The organism is Paenibacillus sp. FSL R7-0273 (genome assembly GCF_000758625.1).
Classification (GTDB): domain Bacteria; phylum Bacillota; class Bacilli; order Paenibacillales; family Paenibacillaceae; genus Paenibacillus_AQ.
The window spans coordinates 3,468,738-3,482,229 of the sequence record NZ_CP009283.1 but is presented as its reverse complement, the minus strand read 5'-3'; the positions used below and the strand labels follow the sequence as shown (position 1 = coordinate 3,482,229).

The window sequence follows — 13,492 nt, the reverse complement described above, 5'->3', positions numbered from 1 at the left end:
GCATTCGCAACGCATCTGAAATATATTGAATGTATAAATAGTTGACCCCTCAATTATTGACGGATCAAATAAAAATATAAACCTCAAGGAGAGAACCAGCATGAAAGAATTCCAGCAAACCAATGATTTCAATGAGATTGTTTATGGACGCCGTTCCATCAAAACCTATGATCCCTCTGTGAAAATCAGCAGAGAAGAAATGTCAGAAATTCTGAAGGAAGCCAGCACAGCTCCTTCGTCTATCAATATGCAGCCATGGCGCTTCCTGGTGATTGACAGTGAAGAAGGCAAGCAAAAGCTCGCTCCCCTCTCGCGTTTCAATAAGGACAAAGTTCTTCAGGCCTCTGCTGTCATTGCAGTCTTTGGAGACATGAACAATTTCGATTACTCAGAAGAAATTTATAGCAAAGCGGTTGAACTCGGCTATATGCCGCAAGATGTTAAAGAATATCAGCTGAATGCCTTTAAGCCGCTGTATTCGCAGATTAGCGATCAGGATATGCGCGATATTATTCTGCTCGATGCCGGCCTGGTGTCCATGCAGCTGATGCTGGTTGCGCGTGCGCACGGGTATGATACGAATCCGATCGGCGGCTATGAGAAGGACCAGATCGCTGAAGCTTTCGGTATGGACAAAGAGCGCTATCTGCCGGTTATGCTGCTGACCATCGGTAAGGCTGCCAGTGAGGGCTTCAATTCTTACCGTCTGCCAGTTGACCAAACAACGGTTTGGGCTTAAGGTAAACATTATCTGCTTACTTGAATAGCTATTGCAGAAGACGGAGAACAGCTCCGTCTTCTTTTAACATTACATCAAGGAGGGAAACATCATGAATTGTTCAATGGAACAAGAAGCTGTATTGTACCTGCTCAAAAAAATGAGTAACGAGCTCAGCCCGAAGTTCGAGCGCTGCACCGGCATCGGCTCTTCCAGGTACGATCTGCTGTATCAGCTATATCTCGCGGATGAAGTAACCCAGAGTGATCTGCAAAAGGCCATTCACATCGACAGCGCTGCAATTACCCGTCACCTAAAGCAGCTCGAGGCGGAAGGCATGGTGACCAGAAGACGCAATCCGGTAGATCAGCGGGTGACTTTTGTGCGGCTGACTGAGGAATGCCGGAGCCTTATTGTAAACTTTAACAAGGAACGGACCCAATTTATCCAGCAGCTGCTTAACGGCTTCAGTGAACAGGAGACGAATCTGCTGACAGACATGCTCACCAGGCTGCATTACAATCTGAAGGATCTTTAGTTAACCGCGTTTGGCGGCTTGCATCAGCTCTTCAAGATTCTGCTTCTTCTCCCCTTCAGCCTTCTCAGCAAGCTTCTTCAGCTTATCCTTACCGCCCCAAATCAGGTATACAAGATGCTCCGCCTGGTAGTACTGGAGGCTGCGGACCTGACTCAGCAGCAGTCTGAGCAGCTGTTCATCCTCAATCTCTTTCATCATCTTTAGCTTTAATGAATCCGTACTATACAGCATACACGTCACGAGTGTAGGAAGAGTCTCCATGTTAATGCCGTAATGCCCATACAATGCTGCTGTGAACCCATTCTGGACCGACTGATGTTCAATGTCTATCTTCTCCATGTACTCTCTGACCAACGGGAAATATGCACTGTCTGTGAGACCAAGCCCAAAGACCGCATAGCTGCCCGGCATGCAGCATTTCTCCCCTTCCGTATCCGAATACCATTCGAAGGTTTCCATGGCAGCCCTGGCGTACTCTTCCAGCAACGGGTGGACCTCCGGATATTCAAGCGCATTCGCAAAAAAACGGTGTGTACCCGATTTGGCCAGTCCCTTGAGCGGCAGCCAGCGCTTAACTGCGGATTTCAGCTTAATCTGATAGCTATTTGGAAAACCCTGTTCAAGCAGCTTGATCAGAAACCGGAGCGCCTGACCGTAGCTCTCCCCTGACTCCTGCTTCATATGGATACTTACCTCAGCAAACACATCATTAACTGTACATTCCACCCGTTCATTCCTCAGTCTGGTAATATCCACAGGCAGCACACCGCTGCCCTCGCGGATCAGCTGTTCAGCCCGGGTGCTGCCGAGGGCAGTCAGGCAATTCAGGAAGGTGAGCCCCGTACTTCTGCTGTAAGAAGGCTCATATCTTAGGATGTTTACTGCACCATAGATCACCAGCTTCACGGCTTCTTGTCCGCTCCCGCTCTCCTCCAGCACGGCACCGCTCTTCTTCTTATATTCTTTCTGCCATTCGCTGCCGGTGAGCTCAAAGTATCTTGGCAGCCACTGCTCCTCAACCCAATTTTTTAGGGCCACGGTCAGTGTATTGCGGTGCTCTGCAAGATGCTTGCTTCCCTTATTCAGCTCTTGTATCCGCTCATACAGACCAATGATTCTGCCGGAATCCAAGACGGGATACAATTCTTCATCCAGCAGATGCCGGGCCAAGAAAAACGTTTCTAACGGTTTGGTCGGATATTTGCCGGCTTCGAGCTTGCTGGAGATATAGGAGCTGATCCGCTCCAGCAGCAGCTGCTTCTTCGCCTCGTCCATATATTTGAGAATAGGCACTTTGACAGTGCCGCCGCTTACTACTTGGAAGTTTCCTTCAAAATCAAACCGGTAGTCCAGTACTGCCGGAGGGAGTGCCTTTAATTTATGCTGCATATAGTGAGCCAGCTCAGGAACGATCTGCTCCCGCACCTGCTCCTCTGTAAGCCCGCCGTTGGTGCTCAGCCTGCTTTTGCCCGGCATAGATAAATCCAGCGGGTAATCCGTCACATCCACTCTGCCACCCTCATATTTAAGGAGCGCGTACCCGTGAACTCCCGCCTGAAGCGTTGTGCGTTTTATAATCTTCTCAGCGTCCTTATCGTTGATATATGCAATCCACTTGTCTATTTCCTGCTTCATTTCTTCAATAACGGGTTCCAGTGAATCATCCATAGCATTTCCTGCTCCTTTACACAGCAATATCGGTAGTGAGTTTTCGAGCCTACTCTATTAATAATTACATTGAATTCTCCTCCACTTAGCTAGCGCTTGAAGTGGCGGATTCTTGCGAACAGAAGAGTAACCTCTTCTTATTTAGCAAGCGATTCCTGCGTTCCCGCAGTTCTATCATTTGGATAGGTGGCGGTTAAACCGCTACTTGTGCAATATTATGAGCGGCGTTTTCATCACGGTCATGAAGCGTACCGCAAGCGTTGCACGTCCATTCCCGAACCGCAAGATTCTTTACTTCCGGGTGGATCGTGCCACACACGTGACACTGCTGACTGGTCGGTTCGAACGTATCGGCGATCCGAAGGGTTCGTCCATACCAAAGGGCTTTGTACGTCAGTTGCCGTACCCACTCCCCCCAAGACGCATCCGCGATGGATTTTGAAAGCTTGGGATTCTGAATCATATTCGCGACACGCAGATGTTCGATACTAATCGTTTGGTTTTCACGGATCAGTTTCGTTGTCAGTTGGTGGAGAAAATCATTTCGTTTATTCGCAATACGTTCGTGAATGCGAGCGACATGCTGCTTCGCTTTCTTCCAGTTGGAGCCGCCCGGAGTACGCCGAGCCATCCGCCGCTGCCAAAGCGCCAGCTTTTTCTCATATTGGCGGTAAAAGCGGGGATTGGCATACCGTTCACCATTCGAGCTTACAGCATACTCTTTCAAACCCAGATCGATTCCGATATGTGCGTCCACTTGCGGCAGTGGGTTCTTTTCAACTTCGCAACCAAGCGAAACGAAAAATTTCCCGCTGGCGTTTTGACGCACGGTAGCAGACAATATCCGGCTCCCAGCTTCCGGGAGTTTGCAAAACGCATCCAGCCGAGTTTTGGGAGCTTCAAGCGACTCCCCTCAATGGCGATATTCCCGTTCGTGAATTTGGTCGTGTAACTTTGAACCGGATGCTTCCGGCTCTTAAAGCGTGGCACTTGATTTTGCTTTTTGAAAAAGCGATCAAAGCTATCCGCCACATGACGGGCAGCCGACTGCAAAGCGATGCTATCGACTTCTTTCAGCCAGTCGTATTGTGCTTTTAGTGCAGGGAGTTTTGTCGCATAAGCGTGATAGGACAAGCCTTTTCCCGTTTCCGCATAGCTTTGATTCCAAGTGTCCAAAAAGGTATTGAACACAAAGCGGCAGCAGCCAAACATACGCCTTATGAGTTGCTGTTGTTCCGGTGTGGGGTAGATCCGGTATTTATAGGCTTGATGTATCAGCATGTGCGACACCTCATTTTTGGTAATATTATTCATATTATAGCACATGTGTTCGGGTTTAGGTCCAAATACCGCAGATTCATCCCCACCCTATCGAGGGTGGAGTATTCTCAGCTTTTTTAGATAAATAGTACAGTAACCTTACATACTGTTCAAATTTGCTCCAAAAAAGGAATGGCCAGCTCTGCTATCCGCTGAAAGCCTATCTGGTTAGCTGGTTACTCTGGCTGATGCAGAGTGAAGCTGTTTATCTATATAGATTAAACTAATAATATTGCTGTTTTGGAATTGCATGTGACTCCAGAGAATGTTTGGACTTCCAGCCGCTGCCCTTCTGCAGATTTCTTGATTTATACCGTTTTTAACGGTTGAAATCCGCAGACTGCCTATGCTTCCGGAGCTAGCTTTTCTACGAAAAGCTTTTAGGCGGTCGCTACCGCTCCTCCAGTTCCAAAATTCCCCTCCGCCACTTTTCCCTTAACGTAAATTCCTAAGTTCAATCTATATAGAGTGAAAAGTCAAAGAGCAGCCCCCGGCTGCTCTTCTTTTAATGACAATCATATAGTTCCTTTTACGATTCCGTAGTAATGCTTATCATCATATTCTCCAGTATCGCTATAATAGTAACTTTCTTTATGTGTACCTTCAAACTGCATGTGAGCTTTCTGCATCACCTTTCCAGATACCTCATTCTGCCCGCGGTGATATGCCTGCAGCCGGTGCAGTGGAGTATGGGAAAAGGTATACTGTATTACTGCTATTAAAGCCTCAGTGGCATACCCTGTATTCTGATACGGCCGGCCGATACAGTATTCGATTTCTGCAAGACGATGGTCCGTGTCAACCTGACAAAAGGCGATTTGTCCAATACATTCCTCATGTTCTTTAAGTATGATTGCCCACCGGTAAAAATCATTTCTATTATAGGACAACACCCATTGGTGCAGTAACTCTTCTACTAAAGCTATACTACTATAAACAGGTTCACCGTAATTGCTTTGGACATCTATGTCATTGATCCAGTTAGCATGCATACTCGGGGCATCTTCCATTTTAAATGGTCTTAGCTTTAACCTTACAGTATCTATGGTTTCAGTTGCCGCCCGCAATGAATTCCCTCCATCAGCACATGATTATTCTGAAGATACCTTCAGTTTACCGGCAGATTATAAAAGCGGCCATACACTAAACTGCACTATATTTAGATTTCCATGTTTGCACTATTCCACAGACACACTCGCATCCCAGGCCTCCCCGTTCAGCTCACCGTTAATCATAATAGCGGTCAGTGCGCCGGAAGCAGCTGCGGCAATGGCCTGATACTTCTCAGAGGCGGCATCACCGGCAGAGAAAACCCCGGGAATGTTTGTTTTTCCATAATCATCTATCACTACACTGCCCACTTCATTCATCTCACAGCCTAAGGCCTGAGGGAGATCCGAGCCCCTTGTCAGCTTGGGAGCGAAGAATATACCCTCGCACGGCAGCCGCGTTCCATCCGCCAAAATAACCTGCCGCACCATTCCCTCTTCCGATTCTATCGTTTCTATTGCTGCTTCATGCACCAGCACTCCATGCTGCGCCAGCTCCCCGCGTTCTTCACCAGACAGCTCCGCCGGCCCGTTGGTACAAATGCTGTAATCCTTCGTCCAGCCGGAGATTACTTTAGCCAAATGTAGCGCATGGGCTCCAGTTACGATAAGGACAAGCTTCTTGTCCCGCAGCTCCCAGCCGTCACAATACGGGCAGACAAAGGCGCTTTTGCCATAGACCTCAGCGAGTCCGTCAACGGACAGCGGAAGATCTTTTTTTCCAACAGCAAAAAGCAGCTTCTTACCAAGATACACAGCTCCTGAAGCCGTTGTAATTTCAAAAGCCCCATCCTTCCCTGTAACGGCAGAAGCAGTATCACTGACACGGCTCACTGACGGATAAGCAGCCAGCTCCTCATGCGCCGCCTTTCGGAACTCACGCGGACTGGCTCCGTCTCTTGTAAGAAAGCCGTGCGTTTCGCGGGTAACGATATTTCTCGGCTGCAGATCGTCAATCACAATAACAGATTTCCGTGCCCTCCCCAGAACCAATGCTGCATTTAGACCCGCCGGACCTCCGCCGATAATTACCACATCTGCTTTTTTGTTCATTTATACCACCCTTTCCGGAGTTATAATGTCCGTTATTATAAAAAGCTATCCCGGACTCTTTATATCTACGATAACCGCAACAGGTATTTAAAGCAAGTCTTTTTCTTGCACCGTAGTGTATAATTTATCCGTATAACCGTTGAAAGGAGCTGATGATATGGCACTTGGAATAATATTGCTTATCCTTGGTATTGGATCGATCGTATTTGGCTTATATATCCGCAAGCACCCTGACTATGCCTGGAAAATGAGTGAAGCCTGGAAGGTACAAGGGGATTCCGAGCCCAGCAGCAGTTATATCAGTCTTATGACCTTCAGGGGGGCTGTAGGCATCTGGATCGGAGCATTTTTCATAATATTTGGCCTGCTTCAGTTTCTCTAACCTGCCAAGGCACGCTCTGCTGTCCACCCCGGACTATGCGGAACGTGCCTTTTTCCTATCACCCTTTATCCAGCCCGTGCAGCTGCTTGAACTGCTCCGGCTGCATCCCCGTCAAACGCTTGAATACTGCGCAGAAGTAACTTGCATTCTCGAAGCCGGTCAGCTGGGCAATCTCATACAGCTTTTTCTCCCGCTGCTGGAACATCAGCTGCTTACTGCGGTTAATGCGCTGCTTGTTAATATAGGTCACCGGCCGGTCATGAACCGTCCGCTGGAACAGCCGGCACAGGTATTGCGGGGAAACTGAAATCACCTCGGCCAGCTCCTTAAGGGGCAATGCCCGGTGCAGCTGCAGCTCAATATGCTCAAGCACCGGCTTGATCCGCACTAGCTCATCCTCCTCGCTGGCAGGCGGAAGATTCCGCTTCAGGTCGAGCAGCATCGCATACAGCAGCTTGGAACGCTCCAGATTGTTGTCCAGATCATTGGCATCCGGCAGCTTAAGCAGCTCATGAAACGGAGCCAGCAGCTCTGCATCCCTTAATTTGCGCACTCCTGTCTCCCGGATACCTGCATAAGAGAGCATACCTCCCGCCTCTCTCCCGTTAAAAGATATCCATGCCAGCTCCCATTCCCGGCTGATTGGCGTGTAGGAATGAGGAACATCCGGGAAAGTGAAGAATATCTCGCCGGGTCCGACCACATACCGCTTATCTCCGACTGCCAGCTCCCCTTTGCCGCTCAGCACCTGATGCAGCTGGTAATCGGGAAATCCGGCAGAACGGGCCGTTTCTTCCTGATGCTCCCAGTATCCAATCGTTGTAGCGTACAGCGGCAGCTGAAGCGTATCATCCACCGCGCAGAACACCATCATGCTCTCCATCGTTATCCACCTGTTTCATATTTTATTATTAGACACTAATATCCTTTTATATCATATAGTCTTTTGGCGTTCTATAATATGAATATAACAATACAAGGAGATGTTAATGTGCGCAAGAAGCTAGACTATCAACCACCAGCCAACGGTTATCCCGAATGGAATAACAATCCCGAAATCTTCCAGCTGAACCGCCTGCCGGCTCATGCCTCTATGATCTCCTATACGACTGTAGAGCAGGCACTTCAAGGCGAATTTGCGGCATCACCTAACTATCATTCCCTTAACGGCAGCTGGAAGTTTGCTTTTGCAGAGACTCCGGAGCAGCGCATTAAGGATTTCTATACCTTGGAATATGATAACAGCAGCTGGGCTGAGATTCCTGTGCCTTCCCACTGGCAGTTCCAGGGCTATGACTACCCTCAATATACCAATGTCCGTTACCCGTGGGCCGTTTCCGAGCCTGACTTGAAGCCGCCGTTTGCACCTACCAAGTACAATCCGGTCGGCTCTTACACTCGTACGTTTACAATGCCTGAAGGCTGGGCAGGACAGCCAGTATTCATCAGCTTCCAAGGGGTGGAAGCCGCTTTCTATGTATGGGTGAACGGTGAGCTGGTCGGCTACGGCGAAGACACCTTTACTCCATCGGAATATGATCTTACCCCTTATCTGCGGGAAGGTGAGAACAAGCTCGCTGTAGAAGTCTACCGCTGGTGTGATGCAAGCTGGCTGGAGGATCAGGATTTCTGGCGGCTGAGCGGGATTTTCCGCGATGTCTACTTGTATACTACTCCTCAGGTTCATCTTACTGACTTTTCTGTAGTAACAGAGCTTGACGCAGCATTCACAGATGCCGAGCTGAAGGTGAAGCTCCAGCTGGAGAATTATTTTAACAGCGAAGCTAGTCCTTATTCGGTTGAAGTACAGCTCTATGACGCACAAAAGCAGCCGCTTTGGGAGCAGCCGCTGTCTGCCGCTGTTACTTTTAACGGATCAGATGTTCAGGAGATCCAGCTAAGCCGGCATATCGTAAGCCCTGAGAAATGGAGTGCCGAGAAGCCTAACCTGTACACTGCAGTCATCAGCGTTATCGACGATCAGCAGCGTGTGCTGGAGCTGGTCAGCAGCAGAGTCGGCTTCCGTACCTTTGAAATTACAGACGGCCTGATGAAAATCAACGGCAAGCGCATCGTCATGAAGGGCACCAACCGCCATGAATTCTCCTGTGACACCGGACGCGCCCTCTCCAAAGAGGATATGATCCGTGATATCCACCTGATGAAATCCCATAATATCAACTCTGTGCGTACCTCCCACTATCCGAACCAGTCCATCTGGTATGAGCTGTGTGATGAATACGGCTTATATGTAATCGATGAGACCAATCTGGAGACCCACGGCTCCTGGAAATACGGGCAGGAAGAGCTGGTAGAAACGAACGTTCCGGCAAGCAGACCGGAATGGCGGGCTAATGTTATCGACCGTTGTAATGCCATGATGCAGCGTGACAAAAATCATCCGTCTGTTATCATCTGGTCACTGGGCAATGAGTCCTTCGGCGGTGACAATTTCATTGCTATGCATGACTACCTGAGAGAAGCAGATCCGACCCGTCCGGTGCATTATGAGGGGATTTTCCACTACAGACCTTCTGAGGCAGCCAGTGACATCGAATCTACGATGTACATCCGTCCGCATGAAGTTGAGCACTATGCCAAAAACAATCCGAAAAAGCCTTACATTCTCTGCGAGTACAGCCATGCAATGGGTAACTCCTGCGGCGGGCTGCACCTTTACACAGAGCTGTTCGATCAATTCGACATCATCCAGGGCGGATTCATCTGGGACTGGGTGGATCAGGCGATCCGGACCAAAACGGCTGACGGAGTCGAGTATCTGGCCTACGGTGGTGATTTCGGCGAAACACCGCATGACGGCAACTTTAGCGGAAACGGACTGCTGTTCGCTGACCGTGCGGTAACCCCGAAATTGCTTGAGGTTAAAAAATGCTATCAGTACATCAAGCTGACTGCCCTTGATCTGCAAAAAGGCAGCTTCCAGATCAAGAACAACTACCTCTTCAGCGATCTGAGTGAATATCAGCTGCAGTGGAATGTATCCCTGAACGGTGAAACGGCTCAGCAAGGCACTCTGCAGGTAGCGGCAGCACCGGGTGAAACCATTGAAGTATCCGTTCCTTATGAAGCCAGCGATCTGCTGAACGATAAGGAAGCTGTATTGACCCTCTCCTTCACACAGGCTGAAGCTACAGCCTGGTCAGAAGCAGGTCATGAAATTGCCTGGGAGCAGTTCGTCCTGGTGCCATGGATTGCCTCCAGCCGGACAAATGCCGGCGGGTCCCTGCAGGTGACTGAGCAGGATGATAACGTTACGGTATCCGGAGAAGCCTTCTCTGTCTCCTTTAATACAACAAGCGGAGAGCTTTACTCCTATGTAACTAACGGCAAGGAGCAGCTTCTGCAGCCGGCCAGAACTAATTTCTGGAGAGCGGTGACCGACAACGATCTGGGTAACGGCCTCGACAAACGCAGTGCTGTCTGGAAAGAAGCTTCAAGCAGTCAAAGCCTGATCAGCTTCAGCTTCGAGGCTCAGGACAACCGCTGCACCATCTCTGCAGACTACGTGCTGTTCACTGGCCCGGATTCCATTCTGCGCGTGAAATACGATGTCCGCAGTGACGGCTCTGTAGAAATCAGCCAGGAGCTGAACCCGGGCAGCAGCAGCCTGCCTGAGCTTCCGGAATTCGGTATGATGTTTGTGCTGGACGGCGGACTTGATACGATTTCCTGGTACGGCCGCGGCCCGCATGAGAACCATTGGGACCGTAACACCAGTGCAGCTGTCGGCAGCTATAGCGGCAAGGTGAGTGACCAGTTCACCCCTTATCTGCGTCCGCAGGAATCCGGCAACAAAACCGATGTCAGATTCGCTTCACTGACTAACGGTGCAGACGGCAAGGGCTTCAAGATTGATGCTCCTTCCCTGTTCGAGCTTAACGCTATGCCTTGGACCCCGGATGAGCTTGAAGCAAGCGATCACGTCTATAAGCTGCCTGCCTCAGATAAAACCGTACTGCGTGTGAACTACAAGCAGATGGGTATCGGCGGCGATGACAGCTGGGGAGCACCGATTCACAAGGAATTCATGCTACCGGCTAACCGGCCATACTTCTTCCGGTTTACGATTGCACCTAAATAAGCTGTATCGTTAGTTAGCGGGGAGCCTGCATTATGCAGGCTCTCCTTTTTGCTGTCCGCGCAGCGCCGCAGCTTAGAACCAAATAGGCGGATGTACCATAGGATAGGGTATTAATGTTCGAGGGGGATTTTTTGATGCATGCTTACGGGGGCTTCAGCCCTTATGCCGCTGCTAATGCTCACGGCAATTCGCACTGTTTTCCGTCTTATTACGGTCCTCAGCTTGTCTGCCTGACCCATGCCCAGGTCGCTTTCAAGAACCTGACACGCACCCTGTGGGAGCAGCATGTCGCCTGGACCCGCATGGCCATAACCAGCCTTGTATTCGGATTACCTGATACAGACTTTGTAGTTGCCAGACTGCTGCAGAATCCGGTGGATATGGGCAATTCGATACGTCCTTTTTACGGGGATGCTGCTGCTAATACGTACAGTGCGCTGATCAAGGAGCATCTGGTAATCGCCGCTGACCTGATCAAAGCAGCCAAAGCAGGAGATTCAGCAGCCGCAGCTGCTGCGGAAAAACGCTGGTATGCAAATGCTGACCACATTATGGATTTCCTCACTCAGCTGAACCCCTATTTTCCCAAAGAGCAATTCCGGAAAATGTTCTATGAGCACCTTGCAATGACCAAAGAGGAAGCTGTGACGATGCTGAATAAAGATTATACTGCCAGCATCCGGCTGTACGACCGGATTGAACAGGAAGCGTTGATGATGGCGGATATCCTCTGGAGATATCTGTACGTGTGCTGATGCACCCTAAGCAAAAACCTCCCGGAATCGTATTCCAGGGAGGTTTTTCCGGTATTATTTTACCCAGACATCCTTATAGTTGATCTTTCCCCAGGCATTTAGGGCTATGCCGTTAAGAGAGCTGTCGTAGCCGACCTCCTGGACACTGTGGTATACAAACAGCACATTCAGCTGCCGCTTCAGCTCCTCCTCAACTGCTCTAAGCACAATCAGCTGCTTGTCTTCGCCGGTTTCAGCCAAAGCATCTGCGAGCATGGCATCCATTGCAGCCCTGAGCGAACTCTGCAGATGATTGCGGATATACCCGTGTTTAGAGCGGTACATTTCTATTAAGGTGATCACTGGCTGATCTCCCAGTACTTCTCCGGCATAGATCATATCCGCCTGGAGGATCACTTCTGCCTGTGACAGCTCCCGGATCGGCAGGACAGTCAGTTCGATATGCACCCCTATTTGGCTGCATGCCTTCATAATCCAGCGGGCATCCTCCTCATTACTATAATATTCATAGGTATAGAGCTGCAGCGCTTCTCCGCTATAGGAGGATTGTTCAATGCATTTTCTTGCTGCTGCTATTGATATACCGCTGCCGTAACCAGCATCATAATAGCTTGGATCAAATCCTGATGAGGGCTTAGTTCTTCTTCCTTTCAGCGCCCGGATCATTTGCTCACGGCTAAGAGCCAGATGTATAGCCTTACGCAGACTATAATCCTGAAGAATGCCTAGCTTAGAGAGGTTGAAGGTAAGCACTGTGCTGCCCGCTTCCAGCTGATTCAATGTTTGTTCGGCTTCCCCCTTATCCATCGCTTCAAAATACAGCAGCTGCGGTTGTCCGGAGGGCTGTGTATGCCGCAGCTCCTCCTCATAATCAGGCCAGACCCACATTTCAACGGCATCCAAAAAAGGCCGGCCGGCAAAATAATGCTCATTGGCGTCCATGATCAGCATTGACTCTGTATTGCTCCGCATACTGAACGGTCCGGTGCCCACCGGCAGCCGGGCAAAGTTACGTCTGGCCTCCAGCTGCTCCAGATCATCCGGCACAATCGAGAATCGTTCTGATGCAATAAAATGGGCAAAAAGCGCATTGCTGTTCCGCAGCTCAAAGCTGACAGTGTACGAACTGGTTACCTCTACAGACTGTAGACTGTTAATCAGCCAATCCTCTCCGTTCCACTGCCGGATCCTGTCAAAGGTATACTGTACATCCTCCGCCTTAAACGCTTTGCCGTGATGAAACAGCACCCCTTTCCGCAGATAAAAGGTCCAGCGTTTGAATGCTTCATCATGCTCCCATTGATGAGCCAGTCCAGGCTTCAGCTCGTTGCCGGACCGATCATATCGTGTCAGGGTATCGAACAGCTGGCTGATTATATGCGCCTCTGTACGCCGCACTACCTTCATTGGGTCCAAATCCGGGACAGGCCTGTAAAACGGATAGCGCAAAATATCCTGCTCACTCCGCTCCTTCTGCACACCGAACCTGTTCCCCAGCCATGTATGAAATTCAGCATGCACCGACTCCCGCCCACTCGCCTGTATACATGCAAAGGCTTCACTTAGCTGCCCTTTTTGACTTAAGCTTTGCGCCCTCGCCAGAATCAGCTCCTCTTTATTGCGCAGCAAGGCCATCTGTGAGGAATTGCCTCTCCCCAGCCCGGATTTCCAGTTAATGAAGTGCTGCTCTTTAAGCTTTTGGATCAGAAGCTGCGCATTACGGCGGGTGCAGTCAAAGACTAATGCAAGCTCATCTATCGTAACCGGAAACCATTCGCCGTCAGCTTGTGCAGGAAAACGGTCTTTCAGCTGCAGATAATATTCCTCTATATCCAAATCTGCTCCTCCTCTAAAAGGCGAAAGGGTGGAATTTATGTTTCTATTTTTGTTCCACTTTTGTAACAGTA

The 13,492-nt window shown here is 49.6% G+C and carries 10 protein-coding genes and 1 pseudogene; 5 read left to right on the top strand and 6 right to left on the bottom strand.

The features are described 5' to 3' along the window. Positions 1-100 precede the first annotated feature (100 nt). Both R70723_RS15065 and R70723_RS15060 read left to right on the top strand, forming a co-directional pair. Entirely contained in the window at positions 101-739 is a 639-nt protein-coding gene (locus R70723_RS15065) for a nitroreductase family protein (RefSeq protein WP_039873108.1), read from the top strand. Positions 740-830: 91 nt separating this feature from the next. Beyond that, complete coding sequence (locus tag R70723_RS15060; protein ID WP_039873106.1) at positions 831-1,256, top strand: MarR family winged helix-turn-helix transcriptional regulator; 426 nt, start codon at positions 831-833, stop codon at positions 1,254-1,256. On the opposite strand, the gene R70723_RS15055 is transcribed toward R70723_RS15060, so the two are convergent. The 4 genes and pseudogenes from R70723_RS15055 to R70723_RS15040 form a co-directional block, all read right to left on the bottom strand. Next, complete coding sequence (locus tag R70723_RS15055; protein WP_039873103.1) at positions 1,257-2,924, bottom strand: DUF6138 family protein; 1,668 nt, start codon at positions 2,922-2,924, stop codon at positions 1,257-1,259. A 193-nt stretch (positions 2,925-3,117) separates the two neighbouring features. Further along, positions 3,118-4,205 (bottom strand): annotated as a pseudogene (gene tnpB, locus R70723_RS31595) (IS200/IS605 family element RNA-guided endonuclease TnpB). Between the two features lie 554 nt (positions 4,206-4,759). Further along, entirely contained in the window at positions 4,760-5,311 is a 552-nt protein-coding gene (locus R70723_RS15045) for a GNAT family N-acetyltransferase (RefSeq protein WP_039873102.1), read from the bottom strand. Positions 5,312-5,422: 111 nt separating this feature from the next. Then, positions 5,423-6,346, bottom strand: coding sequence for an NAD(P)/FAD-dependent oxidoreductase (locus R70723_RS15040; protein ID WP_039873100.1), 924 nt, complete (start codon positions 6,344-6,346; stop codon positions 5,423-5,425). A gap of 157 nt (positions 6,347-6,503) precedes the next feature. Here R70723_RS15040 and R70723_RS15035 point away from each other — a divergent pair, with 157 nt between their 5' ends. Continuing rightward, positions 6,504-6,728 (top strand): DUF6199 family natural product biosynthesis protein, encoded by a 225-nt coding sequence (locus R70723_RS15035; RefSeq protein WP_039873097.1) that lies wholly within the window; start codon positions 6,504-6,506, stop codon positions 6,726-6,728. 58 nt (positions 6,729-6,786) lie between these two features. On the opposite strand, the gene R70723_RS15030 is transcribed toward R70723_RS15035, so the two are convergent. Then, positions 6,787-7,611: an AraC family transcriptional regulator gene (locus tag R70723_RS15030; RefSeq protein WP_039873096.1), complete on the bottom strand. Its 825-nt coding sequence runs from the start codon at positions 7,609-7,611 to the stop codon at positions 6,787-6,789. A gap of 108 nt (positions 7,612-7,719) precedes the next feature. Between R70723_RS15030 and R70723_RS15025 the strand changes: the two genes are divergently transcribed. Next, complete coding sequence (locus tag R70723_RS15025; protein ID WP_039873094.1) at positions 7,720-10,830, top strand: beta-galactosidase, LacZ type; 3,111 nt, start codon at positions 7,720-7,722, stop codon at positions 10,828-10,830. A 302-nt stretch (positions 10,831-11,132) separates the two neighbouring features. Next, a complete protein-coding gene (locus R70723_RS15020) occupies positions 11,133-11,585 on the top strand; it encodes an acetylglutamate kinase (RefSeq protein WP_231574921.1) in 453 nt (150 codons plus the stop codon). Positions 11,586-11,639: 54 nt separating this feature from the next. On the opposite strand, the gene R70723_RS15015 is transcribed toward R70723_RS15020, so the two are convergent. Continuing rightward, positions 11,640-13,421: an SgrR family transcriptional regulator gene (locus R70723_RS15015; protein WP_039873090.1), complete on the bottom strand. Its 1,782-nt coding sequence runs from the start codon at positions 13,419-13,421 to the stop codon at positions 11,640-11,642. Positions 13,422-13,492 lie beyond the last annotated feature (71 nt).

Coding starts and splice junctions, on each gene's coding strand:
- R70723_RS15035 (WP_039873097.1), top strand. CDS start 6,504: ATGGCACTTGGAATAATATTGCTTATCCTTGGTATTGGATCGATCGTA.
- R70723_RS15055 (WP_039873103.1), bottom strand. CDS start 2,924: ATGGATGATTCACTGGAACCCGTTATTGAAGAAATGAAGCAGGAAATA.
- R70723_RS15020 (WP_231574921.1), top strand. CDS start 11,133: ATGGCCATAACCAGCCTTGTATTCGGATTACCTGATACAGACTTTGTA.
- R70723_RS15060 (WP_039873106.1), top strand. CDS start 831: ATGAATTGTTCAATGGAACAAGAAGCTGTATTGTACCTGCTCAAAAAA.
- R70723_RS15040 (WP_039873100.1), bottom strand. CDS start 6,346: ATGAACAAAAAAGCAGATGTGGTAATTATCGGCGGAGGTCCGGCGGGT.
- R70723_RS15030 (WP_039873096.1), bottom strand. CDS start 7,611: ATGGAGAGCATGATGGTGTTCTGCGCGGTGGATGATACGCTTCAGCTG.
- R70723_RS15065 (WP_039873108.1), top strand. CDS start 101: ATGAAAGAATTCCAGCAAACCAATGATTTCAATGAGATTGTTTATGGA.